At 42.4% G+C, this 19,390-nt stretch carries 17 protein-coding genes; 1 reads left to right on the top strand and 16 read right to left on the bottom strand.

Features of this window, described 5'->3' with window-relative positions:
* Window positions 1-22: 22 nt before the first annotated feature.
* From V8Q34_RS07955 to V8Q34_RS07935, 5 genes are all read right to left on the bottom strand, one after another.
* Window positions 23-940: a carbohydrate ABC transporter permease gene (locus V8Q34_RS07955; RefSeq protein ID WP_227211376.1), complete on the bottom strand. Its 918-nt coding sequence runs from the start codon at window positions 938-940 to the stop codon at window positions 23-25.
* Window positions 941-955: 15 nt separating this feature from the next.
* Window positions 956-1,897 (bottom strand): ABC transporter permease, encoded by a 942-nt coding sequence (locus V8Q34_RS07950; RefSeq protein WP_227211378.1) that lies wholly within the window; start codon window positions 1,895-1,897, stop codon window positions 956-958.
* A gap of 204 nt (window positions 1,898-2,101) precedes the next feature.
* Window positions 2,102-3,868, bottom strand: coding sequence for a sensor histidine kinase (locus tag V8Q34_RS07945; protein ID WP_227211380.1), 1,767 nt, complete (start codon window positions 3,866-3,868; stop codon window positions 2,102-2,104).
* A complete protein-coding gene (locus V8Q34_RS07940) occupies window positions 3,865-5,403 on the bottom strand; it encodes a response regulator (RefSeq protein WP_227211381.1) in 1,539 nt (512 codons plus the stop codon). Before V8Q34_RS07940 ends, V8Q34_RS07945 begins: the two co-directional genes overlap by 4 nt.
* Window positions 5,404-5,497: 94 nt before the next feature.
* Window positions 5,498-7,576, bottom strand: a complete 2,079-nt coding sequence (locus V8Q34_RS07935; protein WP_227211383.1) for a hypothetical protein — start codon at window positions 7,574-7,576, stop codon at window positions 5,498-5,500.
* Between the two features lie 276 nt (window positions 7,577-7,852).
* Between V8Q34_RS07935 and V8Q34_RS07930 the strand changes: the two genes are divergently transcribed.
* Complete coding sequence (locus tag V8Q34_RS07930; RefSeq protein WP_335835194.1) at window positions 7,853-9,349, top strand: glycoside hydrolase family 28 protein; 1,497 nt, start codon at window positions 7,853-7,855, stop codon at window positions 9,347-9,349.
* On the opposite strand, the gene V8Q34_RS07925 is transcribed toward V8Q34_RS07930, so the two are convergent.
* The 11 genes from V8Q34_RS07925 to V8Q34_RS07875 are packed head-to-tail and all read right to left on the bottom strand — an operon-like array spanning window position 9,339 to window position 19,385.
* Window positions 9,339-10,508 carry an MFS transporter gene (locus V8Q34_RS07925; RefSeq protein WP_227211387.1) on the bottom strand — a complete coding sequence of 390 codons (1,170 nt, stop codon included), beginning with the start codon at window positions 10,506-10,508 and terminating at the stop codon, window positions 9,339-9,341. The two genes, V8Q34_RS07930 and V8Q34_RS07925, sit on opposite strands and share 11 nt — an antisense overlap.
* A gap of 9 nt (window positions 10,509-10,517) precedes the next feature.
* The gene (locus V8Q34_RS07920) at window positions 10,518-11,438 is read right to left on the bottom strand and encodes a sugar phosphate isomerase/epimerase family protein (protein WP_335835193.1); all 921 of its coding nucleotides are present in this window, start codon (window positions 11,436-11,438) and stop codon (window positions 10,518-10,520) included.
* Between the two features lie 29 nt (window positions 11,439-11,467).
* Window positions 11,468-12,577, bottom strand: coding sequence for a Gfo/Idh/MocA family protein (locus V8Q34_RS07915; RefSeq protein ID WP_227211390.1), 1,110 nt, complete (start codon window positions 12,575-12,577; stop codon window positions 11,468-11,470).
* 15 nt (window positions 12,578-12,592) lie between these two features.
* Entirely contained in the window at window positions 12,593-13,558 is a 966-nt protein-coding gene (locus V8Q34_RS07910) for a sugar phosphate isomerase/epimerase family protein (RefSeq protein ID WP_335835192.1), read from the bottom strand.
* 18 nt (window positions 13,559-13,576) lie between these two features.
* Complete coding sequence (locus V8Q34_RS07905; protein ID WP_227211393.1) at window positions 13,577-13,993, bottom strand: C-glycoside deglycosidase beta subunit domain-containing protein; 417 nt, start codon at window positions 13,991-13,993, stop codon at window positions 13,577-13,579.
* Window positions 13,974-14,621: a YesL family protein gene (locus V8Q34_RS07900; protein WP_227211395.1), complete on the bottom strand. Its 648-nt coding sequence runs from the start codon at window positions 14,619-14,621 to the stop codon at window positions 13,974-13,976. The genes V8Q34_RS07905 and V8Q34_RS07900 overlap by 20 nt, the downstream gene beginning before the upstream one ends.
* Before the next feature lie 54 nt (window positions 14,622-14,675).
* On the bottom strand, window positions 14,676-15,644 hold the full coding sequence (locus tag V8Q34_RS07895) for a sugar phosphate isomerase/epimerase family protein (RefSeq protein WP_256129918.1): 969 nt from the start codon (window positions 15,642-15,644) through the stop codon (window positions 14,676-14,678).
* Between the two features lie 14 nt (window positions 15,645-15,658).
* Window positions 15,659-16,063 (bottom strand): C-glycoside deglycosidase beta subunit domain-containing protein, encoded by a 405-nt coding sequence (locus tag V8Q34_RS07890; protein WP_227211399.1) that lies wholly within the window; start codon window positions 16,061-16,063, stop codon window positions 15,659-15,661.
* A gap of 2 nt (window positions 16,064-16,065) precedes the next feature.
* Window positions 16,066-17,607, bottom strand: a complete 1,542-nt coding sequence (locus tag V8Q34_RS07885) for a response regulator transcription factor (RefSeq protein ID WP_227211401.1) — start codon at window positions 17,605-17,607, stop codon at window positions 16,066-16,068.
* 23 nt (window positions 17,608-17,630) lie between these two features.
* Window positions 17,631-18,464, bottom strand: coding sequence for a carbohydrate ABC transporter permease (locus V8Q34_RS07880; RefSeq protein WP_227211403.1), 834 nt, complete (start codon window positions 18,462-18,464; stop codon window positions 17,631-17,633).
* A 15-nt stretch (window positions 18,465-18,479) separates the two neighbouring features.
* Entirely contained in the window at window positions 18,480-19,385 is a 906-nt protein-coding gene (locus V8Q34_RS07875) for a carbohydrate ABC transporter permease (RefSeq protein WP_335835191.1), read from the bottom strand.
* Window positions 19,386-19,390: the final 5 nt, after the last annotated feature.

Below are 19,390 nucleotides of genomic sequence, written 5' to 3'. Positions count from 1 at the left end.
TTATATTTTTATATATCCCCGCTCATCCTTTGACCGCGCCTACCATTAAGCCCTTGACATAAAAGCGCTGTACAAACGGATAAACACATAAAATGGGGATTATTACCACTGCCGTCAGTGTCAAACGGATACCTGTAGGGGTAATCGCAGCTCCCGGTCCGCTCACGTCAATCTGTTCCGCCGCTGCGGCTACCTGATTCAGCAGTTCGTATAACAGGAACTGCAGAGTATAAAGCTTTGTGTTTGTTATATACATCTTTGTTGTAAAGAAATCGTTCCACTGATTGACTGCTGTAAACAGGCTGACCGTTGCCAGTATAGGTGTCTGAAGCGGAAGCACAATCTTAAAGAAACAGGTCATATAACCGGCTCCGTCCAGATAAGCAGATTCTTCCAGTTCAGGTCCCATGCTTTCAATATTGGTTTTGACGAGTACCATGTTATATACCGAAATAGCTGCCGGGATAATGTAAATCCAAAAAGTATTATTTAACCCCAGCATCTGATTATTTAAATAAACCGGAATCAATCCTGCTGTAAAGTACATGGTGATGATGGTAAAACGATACCAGAACTTCCGTCCCCACATATTCTGTTTCGTGAAAAAATATGCCATATAGCTGGTACAGACCATGCTCAGTGCAGTGGTGCCTACTGTTCGCAGCACAGAAATCAATGCGGAGTTTGCCAGATTCTGAACGCCCAGAATCTCTACGTAATTGCGGAAATTAATTCCATGAGGTATCATGATAATCTGGTTTAAATCCACCATTTTCTGGTCACTGATGGTACATATCATCAGATAGTAAAAGGGATAGACACAGATAAAGGTAAGAACCAAAAAAACCAGGATTGCGACCACATTAAATATTTTATCTGAGCGGCTCATCGGCTTCTTATTCCCTGTTTTTGCAACTGCTTTTTTTCCGTAAATGCTCATAACTGTCCTCCTTTCCTAAAATACGCTGGTCCCGCGAATCTTTTTCGATGCGAAATTCGCACCGGCAAAGAGGACCAATGCCACCAGGGATTTCATGATACCTACCGCCACACTGAAGGATATCTGACCATTTCCGATACCCAGATTGTAAACATACAGATCAAGCACTTCGATGAACTCTTTATTCATGGCATTGCCAAAGGTCAGGAACTGGTCAATACCGGAATTCAGGAAGTTTCCGATTCCCATAATCAGCAGTACAAAGAAAGTAGGAATCAAAAGAGGAATCGTGATATAACGGATTTTCTGCCAGCGTGTGGCCCCATCTACCATAGCGGCCTCGTATACCTCCTGGTCCAGCCCGGCAATAGCTGCGAAGTAGATGATTGCGTTCCAGCCCATATTCTTCCACAAGTTCAGCAGAGCCTGTATGATCCACACATGTTTTTCAGTAGTAAGGATGTCAATGGTTCCAAATCCCGCATTGCTCAGTAAGGAATTAAGGACTCCCTGTGAACCGAAAATACATCCGGCAAGGGAAAACATGATGACCCAGCTGATAAAGTGCGGCAGCGTAGTCAGGGTCTGTACAACCTTCTGAAATTTTGTGTTGGCCACTTCACTCAAAAAAATTGCGAACAGCATGGGCACCGGCATCAGCAGATAGTTGAGCAGCTGGATACCAAATGTATTGCGCAGTACCCTGAACAGGTTTTCACGCATAATCGCATTTCCGAACAATGCCTGAAAATTCTGCAGCCCTACAAACTTACAGTCCGAAAGTGCCAGTCCCGGCTTATACTGAAAGAATGAGTAAGCCCAGCCCCAAAGAGGAAGATAATTAAAAATAAATATAAATATCAGGCATGGAAGTACATACAGAAATAATTTGTAGCTTTCCCATTTTTTGCTGTGCAGACGATTTTTGCTCACAGCAGGATTTTTATTTTTTGCCATATTCATGTTTCTCCTTATATTTTTTTCGCCGGCTATTCCAAATGCTTTTTATGTAAATTTGTTAAGCAGTTGTTATATTTATATTATAAAAAAAGAAATGCTCTGCGTATATAAGAATAATTTTTGAAAATTATACTAATTTCACGAATCAAAAGCCAAAAAAACAGACCCCGAAACCATTCGGAGTCTGCTCTGCTATAGAGTTTATGATTGAGAATGTGAATCTTTTTCTGCGCATGTCATCCGCCTGATCAGAATCCGAATCACAATTCCCCCTTCTTCATTTGCTAAAAGTTCCAGACCACAGGGTGGTCCATAAAAAAGCCTTAATCTCTGGTGCAGGTTCTTCAGGCCATAGCTCTCTGTCTCTGTCTGGATAGGCTCCTGCAAACGCTGATTCAGCTCTTCCAGCTTCTCTTTCTGCATCCCCAGGCCATTATCTTCTACTGTAATGCATATCAGATTTTCGTCCAGGATATATCCATGAAAACAAAGATGATTGTCTTCTCGTGACGGATCAATACCATGCACAAAATAATTCTCTACCAGCGGCTGAAAGACATTGCGTACAATTCCGTACTCCAGGACCTCACTGTCAAAGTCATACAGAATATGCACGGCATCTCCATATCTGGCACTGAACAGCTTCAGATAACGCTTACTGAAGGCCAGCTCCTCCCGGATAGGAATAAACGTGGCAGAACCGATAAATCCTCTGAAAATAGCTGATGTCTGTGCAATCAATTCTGCCGTATCCTCATCCCCGTTCTGGTAACAGCGTGCACAGAATAATTCCAGGGAATTGTACAGAAAATGAGGGTTGAATTTGGCCTGCAGTTCCTGCAGCTCTGCCTCTTTCTGCTTCAGTTCATAGTAATAAGCCCTGTCTATATTCTCCTTCAGGCTGGCAGCCATTGCGTTGATGGATGCCGCAATCTCAGAAAATCCCACCTGATGAAATTCTCCTTCAATCCGGCACTCCAGATGATTTTCCCCCATCTGGGCCAGACCCTCACGGATTGTATTCATCTCCCGGTTCAGCATATGCTGCATCACCATATAAAGAATCAGCGAAAGAGCCACTAATGCAGCCACACCCAGCAGCATAAACCCGGTTGCCTGATTCGACAGCCTGAAGAGTTCTTCCCATTCCACTGAATAATAAATTCTCACCCACCGGGTTGTATCTGCAGAAACCTTCACAAACCGTTTTCCTTCTTTCTCTGAACTGAGAATTTTACTTTCTCCTTTATCCGGCAGATTTTCCGGAAGATATGGTTCTTCCCCAGTCGTAAAAAGGCTCTTCCCGTCAAGTGTCACATCAAACTGCAGGGTGGAAAAATCGCTCTCGCTTTTACATATACTGTCCAACACACCCGTATCAAACCCTACTACCAGTGTACCATCCCCCACACTGCCGGGCAGACCTCCTGCTATTGCAATGCTCTCCGTGCTCTTTCCCAATATTGTAATGGTTTTCTTTCCATAAATCTCCATGGCATCTTTCTTGGCGGATACTTCCTCCCAATAAGGGAATTCTTCCCCCAGCGGCTGTATGGTGTTCTGTTCTGTGAACCACGCATAGTTGACTGGCCGATGTTTGGAGATAAGTGCAATCCAGCGCACATTATTATCCCTTGCCGACATCTGATGAAGGGCTTCAGCAAGTTCCATTTTCTGGGGGGCTGTCAAATCCGTCATATCGTCCGCAATAAAATAATCGCTCAAAATGTTCTGTGCATTCGTATCTCTGTCAAACATGGGAATATAAAGATTCCAAAAATCATCCGTCAAATCCTCAAATTCATTCACTGCCCGTACCAGAGTCATATTCAGACTGGAAAGCAGTTCTCCCTGCTTCTGACTGTATGAAATACGGCTTGCCACCCCTGTAACTGCCGCAATAATCACCAGGTAACAGCATATCAACGTCAGAATTACTTTATTTTGAAACAAATATTTACGTGTCATCCTACCCCTCTTCCTGTCATCTTCTCAGCGTCCTGCGTTCGCAGAAGTCCCTGCCGGTAAACAGAAGGAGAAACACCCTTGCAGTTGCGAAAACATTTGATATAATAACTGGCATAGGAAAAACCAACGAGTTCCGCAATTTCTCCCAGTTTTCGGTCAGGATTGCGCATAAGCACAATGGAACGCTCCACTCTGCATTGGTTCAGATAATCATTGAAAAATAATCCTGTTTCCGTCTTGAAGACATGGCCCAGATAAGCAGAATTCATCCCGATTTTGCTGCAGTACTCTTTCAGTGAGATCAATTCCCCTTCCAGTACCATATCCCGTATATAGCGGATTGTCCTCTGTACCATAGGACTATAGCTGTTCAGGCATTCTTCAAAAATCGGATATACCCTGTCCAGAAAATCTATGACCTTCTTTCCTGCCTTTTCCGGTTCTTCCGGCCACATCCCCGATGGCGCCGCTCTGTAAACCTGTTCCTGCAGCCCGTCCCGCTGAGGGAATTCTTCCACCAACACCTGGATGCATGCTCTGACCAGCCAGATTCCGTATTCTGTATTCCAATGCTGCTTTCCGCAGAGTTTCCCTGCTATGTGCCGGTATCCGTTCATCCGTGATTCCCGTTTCTGTTCATAATATAGAGTACGGACTTCACCTGCCAGCAGATCTGACAGATAACTCGTCCCCGGTTTTCTGACAGGCAGAACAATTTCTGCTGTCCGCAAATCTGCCTGTTCCAGGGTATCCATTGCAGTCTGATAGCTGACATGCAGAGAATCTGCTTCATTTACAACAACTCCGAAGGATACTGCCACATTTTCTGTTGTATCTGCCTTTTTTGCTGCCTCCATTACTGTCTTTTCCAGCATATCCAGTTCGATTGCCCTGCCGCCCAAGATCATCATAAACCGTCCCTTGTCATCCCAAAAGGTATAGATATCATACTGTGTTTCCAAAGCTTCCATACAGGCCGCCCGAAACAGGGCTGTTGAAACATCATGTTTCTTTGCTATGCATATGACACAATAAGCCGGCCGGTACAGATTGATTTCCAGAACAGAAGCCCTCTCCGCCAATTCCTCCTCCCCAATGGTGCCAGCCATCCAGCGGCGCAGCGTATTCTCTTTCAAAAGGTTATCTGTACTGCCGCGCTTCTGGTAGATATTGTCAAGTGCGCTGCGGACAGTCTGCTCAATCTCATTTTTGACAATGGGCTTTAACAGATAATTTTCAACGCCCAGCCGGATTGCCATTTGTGCGTATTCAAATTCCCCATATGCTGTCAAAAGAATACAGCGGGTCCAGGGAGAGATTTTCTTTACTCTGCGAATCAGTTCCATGCCGTCCATCCGAGGCATACGAATATCTGCAATCAGCAGATCGATCCTATGCTTTTCAAATTCCTCCAGTGCCGCCATGCCATCCATCACCGACAGCAGCGTACCCACTCCCAGCTCCTGCCAGCCTATGCTGCTCCTCAGCACCTCAATCACACTCTCCTCGTCATCTGCAAGTAAAATGGTATACATGATATTCTCCCCCTTCATAATCTTCCTGCAGCATCCTATTAAAATCGGACGTCCGATTCCTCGAGCTTTATTTTATCATAATCAGGGCTTAAATTCAAAATCCATAAGGCACCTTTTTTCCATATCGGTTTGCCAGGCTTCCATATACAGTCAGTTCCAGTTGATTTTTCCCCTCATGCACCATTTCCTGCACTTCAAAACAATGTGGTGACCAGAAAGATACCCCCGCAGAAACACCGTTTACTTTCAACTCTGTCATTTCCTGGGTATCTATTGTCAGCGTAAGCACCTTTTCTGATATTTCTTCTGCACTGCACACGAGCTCCGCCCTATACTCCTTTTTGATCTGCTCTGTATCCTCATTTTGGAGAATGAATACAGGCTGTGCAACTTCTCTTGCTTTTACCGGCTGTTCCAGATTCCTGTACTCCTCTTCTGAACAGCCAAACAGCAGAATACTTCCCCTGCGCGGAAGAAAGAGCTCTGTTGAAACCTCCTGCCCGTTCCTATTTGCTGTCACTGCATGGCTGCGGCCTGTCCACAGATCATAACTTCCCAGTCTGCTGTTTGTCGGAAGTGTGAGCAGTGTATCAACCGCTTCCTCCCCTTCATTGACCAAAAACCAACATTCCGTATCTTCTCTGCGCACATGTGCACAGCGAAGCCAGGGTACCGGCGGGTTACAGCTGCAGTCACAGGTTACCTTCTCTATATCATCTGTCACACCCGGGAATCTATTTTCCTCATCCCCCAGCACCACACTGTAGCTTTTCCCCTGATATATCAGCATACCATTTTCCACGCTGCACGCTGACCACACACTCTCGGGAAGATACTGAAAACCCGCCTGGCGTCTGTACAGCTCTGCTGTCAGCTCTGGTTTCAATTCCCTGTTGCGGCAGAGTACAGCGGCAGATGCATACAGTTCAGCATCTGTCATCAGGCAGGAGAGACGGCTCATATAAACTGCCCATTTTTGATACCATGGCCACCAGATACTGTTTGGTCCCACATCCGGCGGCCGCTCCTCCTTTCGTTTTCCTGCAATACTATAGTAAAATGCATGAGGAATGAACATATTTACGCCTCTGACTGCCAGCCAGTCCAGATACCACTTGATATCTCCACCGGACAGCTGCCACAAGTTATCGTCTTTGTTGCATGCACCAAAACATTCATTTGCATTTCTTCTTCTTTTCATCAGTCTGGCTGCATCTGCACTGCATTTTGCCATGGTGGAATCTATGCCTGCGACTGCATCCTTTTCCGGTGCTACCCGGCGCAGCACCAGGTCCTGACCGGGAATATGAAAATACTTTTCCACCTCTATGTCATCGCTCTCATGGGGATGTCCCATAAGCGCAATACCGTGAGCCTCACACCACAGACTGAGACTGCCGTAATAAACCCTGCTTTCCCGTTCCAGAAGCAATTCATGATATATCCTGACGGATGCATTTTCCTTCCCCGAAAATAATGCTGCAAGGTCTTCCGCTTTTCCGCCTGCCTTTGCAAATTCTTCTGCAAATCCATGTGTCCATGCAAACATATCTTTTGTGTTACGTCCCAGAATACTGGGTTCATCCGTAAAAAAACCGATGATGGTACTGCCGAAATATTCCTTTAACTCCCGATAATATTGCTCATGTGTTAAGGAAATAAATCTGTCCACGGCCTTCTGGTTCAAAATATCTGCACTTTTTGGTGCATTTTCCTCTCCGTCATCTTCTCCCCAGTGAATACCTCGGATGGTTCCTCCGCTTTTGCGGACCACAAGTTTTCCTTCTGAGGTGTCCGCCAGAAGTTCATCCCCGTCAAGCAGTTTCTGCGTAAGCACCAGACCCTCACTGGCAAGCTCCGGGTGTCCTTCTGTTACCAGGCCACATGCAGAGCCGGAAGGATACATTCCTTCGTCATACAGCACAATCTTCATATCCAGCCGATGTGCCTCTTTTACCGCTGTTTTTATATAGTGAAAAAAAGTTTGTGATAAATAGCCGATTCGCTTTGGAAGTCCCATTCGGGGATGAAGGACAACACCATATACCCCATGTTCCGAAAAATCCTGCAGCTGCCGCCTGATTTCCTCATCCCTCAAATCACCGTTTAGAAACCAAAACGGAATCGGTGTAAATTCCCGCTCTGGCTGATTAAGCCTCTGTATTAATTTCATCTTTTACACCTCATTTTTCCTGTATTATCATCACACTGCCCTTTTTTATATCCTGTATTTTCCATAGACTCTCCGTCTTACAGCAGTGTTATAATTTTATTATAAATTTCAGGCAGCCCTGCGGCTATAATAAAAATCCAGGAAAGTTATACTAATTACTGTAATATTTCTTATATTCTATGATTAGTATCATTGTTCCGGTTATCTTGTTTGTTATATAATGACTTTGACAGTAACTAAAATATACTTCAACAAATATAAAAGGAATTTTCTAAGATGCAAACTCTATCATACTATGTACAGGCTGATTCCGCCGAAATATGGTGGGAAAAAACGGCTCAAACCGCAGCAGACCAAACTTATCTCATTTATCTGGATGACTGTCAGATTGCCGTTTCTCATAAAAGCCACTACACGCTCAGGCCACTGCAGCCGCAAACAAAATACACTGTCTCCGTCTTTTTACCTGACGGTCACTTCATTGGGACCAGCCGCTTCTGCACAGGGATCTGCAAACATCGCATAGATGTAACAGCTGCTCCCTACCATGCCTGCCCAGACGGCAAGACTCTGACCACCCGTGCTCTGCAGAAGGCCATTGATGACTGTGGTCCCGGAGATATCGTCTATCTGCCGGCAGGTACCTACCTTACCGGTGCACTCCGTCTGCACAGCGATATGGAGCTGTATCTGGATGAAGGTGCTGTTTTACAGGGCAGCAGCAATCCTGCCCATTATCTTCCCCGTATACACAGCCGCTTTGAAGGGATTGAAATGGAGTGTTACCAGAGTCTTCTGAATATGGGAGAACTGGACCATACCTGTGAACCAACCTGCCATAACATTGTCATTCAGGGAAAAGGCACTATCCGGGGCGGAGGAAAAGAATTGGCACAGGCAGTCATTGCATCAGAGCGGGAACGCCTGAAGGACTTTATGGCTGCCAACGCCGATTTAGTCTCCACCTGTGAAAACAGCAATACCATTCCCGGCCGGGTACGGGGCCGCCTGATCAATATCAGCAACTGCTCTGATGTCCGTATCAGCGGCCTCACTCTGTCTGACGGTGCCTCCTGGAATGTCCATATGATCTACTCCCGCAACATCGTCACCGATCACTGCACATTTAAAAGCACCGGTATCTGGAATGGAGACGGCTGGGACCCCGATTCCTCGGAAGACTGCACAATCTTTTCCTGTCTCTTCTACACTGGTGACGACTCCGTAGCGATAAAATCCGGGAAAAATCCGGAAGGAAATCTGATTGGCCGCCCCTGCCGTCATATTCGGATTTTTGATTGTCACTGTGCATTCGGTCATGGACTTTGTATGGGAAGTGAAATATCCGGTGGAATTGAAGATGTCAAGATATGGGACTGTGATTTGAAAAATTCCATGGTTGGTATTGAAATTAAAGGGACCTCCAAGCGCGGCGGTTATGTCCGAAATGTTGAAGTGCTCGATTGTACGGTCCCATGCCTGCTTGTTCATTCTGTACCTTATAATAATGACGGCATCCCTGCGCCGTATCCTCCGATATTTGAAAATCTGCGATATGAGCGCATTCACATCACCGGCAGGAGTCTCGACGAAACCTGGTCTGACTGCCATGCCATTGAATTGTGCGGCTTTGCAGAGCCCGGACACCACATCAGAGATGTCCGGTTTTGTGACCTGCATATCACCGGCGGTCTTGGAATACGCCAGGAACTGGCTGAACAGATAGAATACTGCTCTCTTTCTATGGACCAAGGTGCCATTTCTACACTATAAACGTCAGCAGCGCTCCCGCTATAGTAATTGGAACCAGGCAGTAAAATGCACCTGTATAGCCAATCCCATCAATCAATGAGCCAAATACTGCTGAACTCATGACTATACCACCCCACTGCATCATATTCATAAATGCAACAGCCATGCCTGCATTCTGTGAGCCCACAAGTTCTGATGCAGTGGAAATGCATAGTCCCACAATTCCATAAACAGATATTCCAAATAATAATATAATCAGGATATATTGAGATGATGGAAAAATTGGCATTACTGCATACACAATGGATGACATCACCATAAATATAACAATAAGTCTTTTTCTTGAACCCAGTCTATCTGAAATGATACCAGATAATATTGCTGTAGGGATTCCGACAAACGCCGCAGCACTGACCATACTTCCTGCCGCAGATGCAGGCATACCCTTTACATCTGTTAAGTATGATGGCAGGAAAGCGACAACTCCCTGCTGTGCAATGAGTGCCAGCATAAAGGTCAGCCCAAGACACCAAAGCTTCCAATTCAAAAATACTTCTTTTGGAAACATCTGAATCCTATTTTCCCCGTCCATCATCTCGTCCTTCATACACCAATCCAGTTTTTTTAGCATGAATATCCACAATAACAAAAATATAAGAGCATAAGCAGCAGTCCCCATCCATACTATTTTCCAACTACTAAAAGCTGCTATCCTCGGGGCAGCATTCAGCATAATAATTTGACCCAATATCATAAAACACATTAAAATCCCCATAGCAGCACCAAGATTTCTATCTTTGTATTCATGAGCTATAACAGCCGGTCCTATGGTCGTTAATATGATTAAGCCAACTCCCTCAATTACTCTGCTTATTAAAAGAACAGCAAAATTCATATATAGCATACCAATGAACGGACCAATGACCAGTGCAGACAGTGCAAAAATACCAGCCTTATAACAGCCAAACTTCTGCATGATCACCCCAATTGGCACTGCCAGGAATACGCCCGATACGGCAAAAACCGAAATCAACAGCCCGCCCTGTGCACTGCCTGACAAATTCAGCTCCGGGATAATAATAGATATTATTGGCGATACCTTGTTTAACGCCATAGCTCCTGCGGTCATAGACATCAGCATCATTAATAATAAAAAAACTGGTGGTAATCTCTTTTCCATACAGACACACTAAATTACAAACTGCTTCAAATAGTGTTTGCTCAACCTAAGTGAATCGAGGACTTTCTTTTCATTGTTTTCAAAAGCTTTATCCTCAACCTCGATACAAGTATAACCATCATACCCAATATCAGTTAAAGCAGACACATATTTACCCCAGTCTATGTCTCCAAGTCCCGGAAGCTTTGGCTGCATATATTGCAGCGGATAAGCCATGGTTCCACAGTCTTCAAGCTTGTCTCTGTATACTTTTATATCTTTATAATGAACATGGAAAATCTTATCCTTAAATTCATACAGAGGTTTGATATAATCAATCATCTGCCATACAAAATGGGATGGGTCATAGTTTATCCCAAGGTTGTCATATGGAAGAATCTCAAATATCTTTCTCCAATTGCTCGGTGTCGTCATTAAATTTTGTCCGCCCGGCCACTGGTCCGCTCCAAAAAGCATGGGACAATTTTCAATTGCAATTTTGACTCCGTTCGCCCCGGCAAGTTCCAGCAGTTCCGGCCACACCATTCTGACAATCTTCAGATTTTCTTCTACTGTCTTCGTCTGGTCCCTTCCGATAAAGGTTGTCACCATGCCCACACCCAATTTTGCACTGGCCATAATGACTTTTCTCAAGTGTTCTCTGCATGCTAATGCCTTCGCCTGATCGGCATCCAATATATTGGGATAATATGCCAACGAAGAGATTTCGACACCTTTAGCCCTGCTTAGATTCCCAATATATTCCGCATAGGTATTATCTTCAAGAACTTTTCCTATATCGATATGGCTCACTCCTGCATATCGGCGTTCTGCATCTCCTGCAGGCCAACATGCCACTTCTACACACTCAAAGCCTTCCACTGACGCAAATTCCATCATCTGTTCATAAGTATAATTTTCTAATATTGCAGTTATAAATCCCAGTTTCATTTTCCTACCCCCTGTTATGTATCCTGCTTTTACAGGATGACTTCCTCACCAGTTTCTGCCGATCTGTAAATTGCCTCCAGAATCTGCGTTACTTTAAATGCCTGCTCTGGTTTCACTAATGGCTCTGTGTCATTTATGATTGCTTCCAGCCATTGCTTTGCCTCCATTTCACCCGGTTCTCCCGATCCGCCTTCAAAGTAAGCAATATTTCCACCCGGTGCAATCAATTCATTCATTAGCTGCCCATTTCTTCCGCGATTATAATACAATTCATCTTCTTTGTAACTCATTCCAGAATGAATCTCTGCACCAGCAACAGTTCCGCAAAGTGTCGTTGACGCTTCTCTCGATTCCATCATGTTGATTGCCCATGCAGCCTCCAGATTGATCAGTGCACCATTTTTCATCTTGATGAATCCCATTGCAGAGTCTTCCACTTCATAAGTCTCCGGATCCCATGGCCCGAACATATTTCCTTCAACAGCCTGTGGCAGATGACCCAGTTTATAAAAAACCTGACCCGAAACTGACACCGGCTCATAATTATCCATCATCCATAATGTAAGATCCAGGGCATGTGTCCCTATATCTATAAGCGGTCCGCCGCCCTGCAATGCCTTATTCGGGAAAACTCCCCATGTAGGGACAGCTCTTCGTCTGACAGCATGTGCCTTTCCATAATAGATATCCCCAAGATCACCGGCTTCGCATGCCTTTTTCAGATTCTGCACCTCAGGGCGGAAACGATTCTGATAACCAATGGTGAATTTCTTTCCTGACTTTTTCCAGGCATCCAACATTTTTTCAGCATCTTCCGTATTATGTGCCATGGGTTTTTCACACATTACATGCTTACCCGCTTCAAATGCTGCCGTTGTTGCAGCACAATGCAGTACATTAGGAGTCAGAACATGAATCACGTCAATATTCCCATCCTTATACATTTCTTTGTAATCCGTGTATACTTTTGCGTCTTCAGTCCCGTACTCTTTTGCGGCTTTTGCTGCACGTTCTTCTATAATATCGCAGAACCCAATTATCTCGCACAGTTCTTTCATCTTTGAAAGTGCCGGCAGATGCTTGTTATTAGCAATACCTCCACATCCAACTAATCCTATCTGCAATTTTCCATCTCTCATTCTGATAATCCTCCTTTATTTGTTTAATAGCTTCTGATTCATTGCCACAAAACGTCTCAATTGCTCTTCTGAATCTACAGTCTCATCAAAGTGATGTCCTTCATACTCACTGGCGATATATCCCTGATACCCGGCAGCCCTAATTTCCGCAATAATCGCTTCATATGGAATGCAGGGATCATGTTCATCATTGTCCAGATAATAAAATTTTCCGTGAATATAGAATGCACAGTCTATAAAATCCTTAATCTGTGAAATATCTGCAGGAGCCGAAAATTTACTGAACATTTCTTCTGCAGTATGTTTTTCTATATCATTGAAATCCCCTTGCATTACAGCGTCTAAATCTTTTGAATTTTTATGTATCTCGATGATTTCCTCAAGTTTTTCCGGTCTGCAGCCAAACGATACTGCCTGTTCTAAATAAAGTCTGTGAGGCATAGTTTGGAAGATACTGAAGTCTGGCACAAATCCCAAAATGCCTTTTCCTTCTTTCCTCATGATTTCGAAATATTCTTTCCAGACAGGAATATCCGGATGATGCGGATGGTGCATCTCAATAGTAAGCTTCATATTCAGTCTTTTACAAGCAGGTATCATCTTCTTAAAAATTGCGGGAGAAATCGCATGCTGTGTCCGCACCATGGGAAAACCAGCTTTTTTTGCATAGACTAAATCATTTTCTGTAAACTGAATGATTTCTTCCTCAGTAAGATCACGGTCTGTACGGATACCCATATCTATATATGCACTCCAGCAAACCGGCTCCAGTTCATATTTCTCTAAAAGATTTCTTAAGTTCTCCAGCCATTCATCTGTCGGATATGGATAATCCGGCACCATCTGCGCAGCTACAATTTCTACCCCTTTATATCCCATATCGTGCGCCTTTTTTATAACGCCTTCCAAATCCATTTTTTCGTGGATAAACTCTGTAGAAAAACTATATAGTGAAATTCCCAGCTTTATATCCTGTTCCATTTTAAGTCTCCTTTTTTTCTACTCTGCTGATAGATACTTGGTTACATCACTTTCCAATACCAGATATTCTCCAAAATATCCCGTGTATGGAACCCGGTGCTTCATATATACCCGCACTTCATGTTTCCCTGCAGTGAGACCGCCCGGTCTTCTAATAAATATAGATGCTTTTTCTCTCACATACCAATATTCTTTATAGCACTCAGGTAACTCATCCAGCAAGAAATCCTTTCCATTTAATTTAAACCGGATATCTTCTCTTTCTGCTAAACTTCCGTCTATATAAAAACACAAATCTTCTATGCAGCTTAAAAATGCACCTCTATAGGACGGATATTTAATCTGAAACACATATCCGATTACTGTATCGCCAATCTTGACGTTTTTTATTTTGTCATTACAAATTAAAATCTTATTATATGCTTGAAAATCCATTTTCCTGCTCCTTTTCCCCTGTTTCATATTTTCTATGCATCTGCAGTACAAACAAGCAGATTATATAGCAAAATCCCGATCCTCCGACACATAAAAATATCATCGCTGCCGCTTCGTTATGAACAGCAACATACACGGTAGATATAATCATACTCAATAACAGAAGCGTCTTTGGTAAATTCTGCACAGCTATTAAAAATGCAGATATGCAGCTGTGTATAACAGATTCCCCTCTCAGAATAAGAACCGGAAATAAATAAATACAAAGAGCTGTGAAATAAACTATGGCTGCAATACAGAATATTACGCATAACACCGCTGTTGTCCCGGTCTGATAACTCCAGAATGTGATTTCAAATAAAAGAATTACGGAACAGAACAAAATAAGAATTCCAGCTATGAATGCTCTTTTAAAATCTCTTGCGAATGCCCTGAAATAATCCTTTATTAAAAATCCCTCAATACACTGCTGTCTGTTTAATATCACTCTGAACATTGCACAGGTTGATGCTCCAATTGTAATAAGGGGCAGGCTGGTTATGACCCATAACAGATTCAATACCATCAAGTCGAACAGACAAGACATGAATCTAAAAAAGCGATTGTCATAACTGAAAATAGCTTTCATATATTTTGCCCTTCCTTTCATCAAGTGCTTACAGTTCAAAAATCTCTGTATCTTTTAAGGCGTAATTTCCTTTACCAGTCTATGCATCATATTGGAATATCTTCTGAGCTGCTCTACGCAGTCAATGGTCCCATCTGAAAAATGGCCTTCATATTCAGCAGCAATATGTCCATGAAAACCAAGATCGCTGATTTTTTGTACGATACTCCTGTAAGGAATGCAGGTATCTTCCTCATTTTCATTAATATAATAGAATTTACCGTGCATGTACTTACTATGTGGAACCATTCTCTCAAAGTCCTCAAGCGTAGCTGGATGAAATGTGCTATACATATTATCCAAAACAGCTATTTGTTCAGCTTCTGATATACTGTATTTCTTTTCCATTGAGGCCTTTGACATACCATTTTCAAAGTCTTCAATCATGCTTTCCAACTGCACTTTATCGATTCCGCTTTCCACTGCGGTATGTTTAAATAATTCGTGGGGATGCTCCTGGAATATGCCCATATCTGGTACCACTCCAATATAGTCGCTTCCGACTCTATCGAACAGCTCAAAATACTCTTTCCACACACCAACTCTGCAATTGTGTGGAGCGTGAAGTTCTACTCCAATCCATACATTCCATTTTTTTGCATATGGAATCATTTTCTCAAGAATAGCAGGTGAAATTGCATGCTGTGTCCGAACGATATGGAACCCAAGCCTGTTTGCATAAATAATATCATTTAATGTACATTGAAATATCTCTTCTTCTGTGAGATCCCTTCCTGTATGCTGTCCCATATCTATGTATGCACTGTAGCTCAATGGTTCCATGTTGTATTTTTTCAGAATTCCCTTGAACCATTCACACCATTCATCTGTGGGGTTTGGATAGTTCTCTATCATCTGGGCTGCAACAATCTCTACTCCTTTAAAACCTAATTCACTTGCTTTTCGTACGCAATCCTCCAAATCATAACTGCGTTCAAAGAACTTGACTGAAAAACTATATAAACTAACACTTATATCAATCATGATGTATCCTCCTATCAACCTGCCACTTGGCAGCCATTGCCTTCCTGTACCAGATAATCTCCAAAATAACCTGTATATGGAATTCTGTAGGAATAATTAATTTTAATCTCCTGCCCTCTTTTCAATGCAGACCCGTTCATAACCTTTATGATTGCACTATCCTGGATGAACCAGTATTCCTGATATAAATCTTTTAATTGGTCAATCAGGAACTCCTTTCCATTGATACAGAACCGTATGTCCTTCTTTTCAACTTCAATACCATCCAGCTTCAAAGTGAAGCTTTCAATGCAGGATAACTGCGTACCGCGATATGCGGTAAAGCGGATCGCAAACTGGAACCCAGCTTCAATTCCGTTATAAATAATGTTTTCTATACTATTTTCATCTATTACGTTGATATCAAATGCAGATGCCACTGCTATACCTCCTTTTGACTCCTGTTATGTGAACTTTTATATTCACTGGGTGTCATTCCAACTGTCTTTTTGAACTGTTCCGTAAAATACTTTGCATTTGAGTAGCCTACCTTCTCCGCTATCTCATACATTTTCAGACTGCCCTCAAGGACCATCTGCTTTGCCCGCGACATTTTCACATCGATAAGATATGCTGAAAAGTTTTTTCCATTAATTTGTTTAAACACTGTACTCAAATAGTTATAACTGATATTCATTCTCTGTGCGATATCTTGTAATGACAGTTCCGGATCCATGTATTCTTTTTTTACGATACCGCAAATTTTGTCCACGATTGCCTCGTTGCTGTTTCCTTTAAGGTCTTTCAAAAACCTGCATATTTTTTGAATTTTCTTCATATACACAGTACGCAAGGTCACGTAAAAGTATAAAGTGGATATTGTCTGAAGTTCTACTACTGTAATGCCTTCCATCTCAGGATAGCTTGCAAGCTGAAAATATTCCACGATATCACATAGTGAGCGAATACACCAATTCAGCACTTTTCCCGGTTCGACTGAAAAGTTATCTGTAAAGACCTCATTTACGATTCCTTCTACTTTTTCAAAATTCCGTTCCTCCAGCTCCTGAATCAACACTTCCGAAAGATACGTCATTCTGTTTTCCAATGCTTTCTCTTTGCTCTGTACAACCCTGGTCTTCTTGTCAATCATTTCATTTGCCTGCAGATATGATATGTTCATGAAATATATATTTTCAAATACCTGGCCAGTACCTATTGTTATCTGCATGCCAATCCTCTGCGCTTCTCTGTAGAGTGTATTCTGCACTGTCTCTACAGCCTCTTTTTTGACTACAACGGCATAATAATTGCCTATTAGTGATGCAAAAAGCATATCCTCATCTATAGCAGCTCTCATGGCATCTTCAAATCTTTTTTCAAATTCCTGGGCCTGACCGGAAAATATATTTTCCAGTACCGACATAAATTGGTTTGTCTTCATGGACACAACACAGTAATTTTCCAACGGATATGCAATCCCACAGCGGTTACAGTAAGAATCTATCTCTTCCCGGTTCCTGAAATCACGTCCTATCAGCCGCATGGCAAGCATTTTGCCAGCTATATTTCTTTGCTCTCTGCTGACACTTATTTCCTGTTCTTCTTTATCAATCTGTGCCCTGATATTTTTCAGAGTATCCAAAAGCTTCAGGATATTGATTGGTTTCAGCAGATAATCACTGACCTGTAATTTCAGTGCCGATGCAATATACTCAAAATTACTGTGTCCACTGATAATTAACGCTTTTAGATGTGGATAATTCTTCCGCATTTCCTGAATGAATTCAATCCCATCCATTCCGGGCATCTGAACATCTACTAAAACAAGATCAATATCACAGGTGTCCAACTTTTCTAATGCCTCCATGGCAGTTTCTGCTTCACCTATTACTTTAAAACCCAGCTCTTCCCAGGGAACTGACAGACGAATTCCTTGTCTGATTATCTTTTCATCGTCAATAATTAATACATTTTTCAGCACTGTCAATCCCCCTTCAAACTAATCTATCCCTTAATTCCGACTGCTGCAATGCTCTCAATATAGAAACGCTGTGTAAATATGAAAATAAGGAGTATCGGCACCAGTGAAATAACTGTAGCCGCCATAATTAATGCATAGTTAGAACCATTACTTGTCGAAAACCACTCTAAGCCGATTGGTATCGTAAACTTTTCAACACTCCTAAGTAAAATGGAGGGCTGCATATAATCATTCCAGCTGTCAATAAAGGCTAAAATCCCTACGGTTACCATTGGCCCCTTTGCCAACGGCATTATAAGCTGTAAATAAATCCTCCATTGACCTGCCCCGTCAATCAATCCTGCTTCCGATAGCTCCTTTGGCACCGACATATAAGTCTGTCTCAAAAAAAAGATTGCAAACGGCGAAAACATTGCAGGCAGAATCAGAGCAAGATAGGAATCGTACAATCCTATTTTCTGAAACATGATAAACTTCGGAAGGAGCAGTACCTGCAATGGAATCATCAAGGTAACCATCAGCAGAGCAAACATTCCCTTACTTCCTTTGAATTCCAGTCTCGCAAACGCATAAGCAGCAGCTGAGGAAATACAGATATTACCAAAGACCGAACATACCGCAATAAAAATTGAATTTTTATAAAATGTAAAAAACTGCGAACTGGCAAATACCTTTTTGTAGTTTTCAAAATTCCACACTTCCGGAATCACCTTAAATGGAAAGTCAAAAACATTCATCTCCATTTTAAATGATGTGGAAATCATCCATAAAAAAGGAAAGACAAAGACAATTGCCAAAAGCAGAATGATGACTGTCACTACAAGCTTGATTAAAAACTTTTTATTTTTACCTGACATTCTCTTTCTTCCCTCCTAATAATTGACCCATTTCTTTTGACCGGTAAATTGGACAGCTGTCACAATCATAATAATCACAAATACCAGCACAGATATAGCTGATGCATATCCCATATCATACAGTTTAAATCCGTAATGGTATACTGCATAGACAAGCACATTAGATGCCTTTCCAGGTCCGCCTTCTGTTAAGATTTTTACAATATCGTAAACCTTAAAAGAATTCATGACGCCGATGATGACTAAAAAGAATATATATGGTGTCAATAACGGGATTGTAATTTTTGTAAGCCTGTCCCATCCCGTAGCGCCGTCTACTTTGGCGGCTTCGTACAAATCTCCTGAAATCCCCTGCATCCCGGCAATCAGAATCATGGTTGAATTACCAAGATCATGCCACACCTGTACGATAATGATACAAGGCATGACCCAGGCAGAACTTAGGAACCAACCGGGCGGATCACTTATGTGGAATACACTGCTAAGAATTTCATTCACTATTCCATACTCAGAAAAAAGATTTCTGAAAACCATTGCAACTGCTACCATAGAGCTGATAAATGGCAGGTAATATAGAACTCTGATACCATTTTTTAAAAATACATGTTTGTTCAGTGCTGTGGCCAGGAATATTGCCAGAAATATGGTGATTGGAACACTTAAGAGATAAACCAGATTGTTAACCAGTGATACATGTACCCTGTCATCCTGAAACATCCTTATGTAATTATCAAGCCCTATAAATTCTATTCCGTTGATACCCTGAGCGAAATTCCATTTTGTAAAACTTAAATATATAACGAAAAACAACGGTATTCCAAGGAATACGATTACACCTATTACGCTTGGGAGAACCATGGTATATGCTGCTACCGCCTCTGAATGCCCTAATTTGTATCCGGAGTTTTTCCTCTTAACCAACTGTT

Origin of the sequence: Blautia sp. JLR.GB0024 (assembly GCF_037000545.1) — a bacterium.
Classification (GTDB): Bacteria; Bacillota; Clostridia; order Lachnospirales; family Lachnospiraceae; genus Blautia; species Blautia celeris.
Note: the sequence above shows the minus strand (reverse complement) of the source record. Positions and strands in the feature narration are given on the sequence as shown.

Bases quoted from the DNA above. Each gene is read 5' to 3' on its own strand.
- V8Q34_RS07905 (WP_227211393.1), bottom strand. From the start codon at position 13,993: ATGGATTTTCAAGCATATAATAAGATTTTAATTTGTAATGACAAAATA.
- V8Q34_RS07900 (WP_227211395.1), bottom strand. From the start codon at position 14,621: ATGAAAGCTATTTTCAGTTATGACAATCGCTTTTTTAGATTCATGTCT.
- V8Q34_RS07920 (WP_335835193.1), bottom strand. From the start codon at position 11,438: ATGAAACTGGGATTTATAACTGCAATATTAGAAAATTATACTTATGAA.
- V8Q34_RS07940 (WP_227211381.1), bottom strand. From the start codon at position 5,403: ATGTATACCATTTTACTTGCAGATGACGAGGAGAGTGTGATTGAGGTG.
- V8Q34_RS07935 (WP_227211383.1), bottom strand. From the start codon at position 7,576: ATGAAATTAATACAGAGGCTTAATCAGCCAGAGCGGGAATTTACACCG.
- V8Q34_RS07915 (WP_227211390.1), bottom strand. From the start codon at position 12,577: ATGAGAGATGGAAAATTGCAGATAGGATTAGTTGGATGTGGAGGTATT.
- V8Q34_RS07945 (WP_227211380.1), bottom strand. From the start codon at position 3,868: ATGACACGTAAATATTTGTTTCAAAATAAAGTAATTCTGACGTTGATA.
- V8Q34_RS07895 (WP_256129918.1), bottom strand. From the start codon at position 15,644: ATGATTGATATAAGTGTTAGTTTATATAGTTTTTCAGTCAAGTTCTTT.
- V8Q34_RS07955 (WP_227211376.1), bottom strand. From the start codon at position 940: ATGAGCATTTACGGAAAAAAAGCAGTTGCAAAAACAGGGAATAAGAAG.
- V8Q34_RS07930 (WP_335835194.1), top strand. From the start codon at position 7,853: ATGCAAACTCTATCATACTATGTACAGGCTGATTCCGCCGAAATATGG.
- V8Q34_RS07880 (WP_227211403.1), bottom strand. From the start codon at position 18,464: ATGTCAGGTAAAAATAAAAAGTTTTTAATCAAGCTTGTAGTGACAGTC.
- V8Q34_RS07925 (WP_227211387.1), bottom strand. From the start codon at position 10,508: ATGGAAAAGAGATTACCACCAGTTTTTTTATTATTAATGATGCTGATG.
- V8Q34_RS07950 (WP_227211378.1), bottom strand. From the start codon at position 1,897: ATGGCAAAAAATAAAAATCCTGCTGTGAGCAAAAATCGTCTGCACAGC.
- V8Q34_RS07910 (WP_335835192.1), bottom strand. From the start codon at position 13,558: ATGGAACAGGATATAAAGCTGGGAATTTCACTATATAGTTTTTCTACA.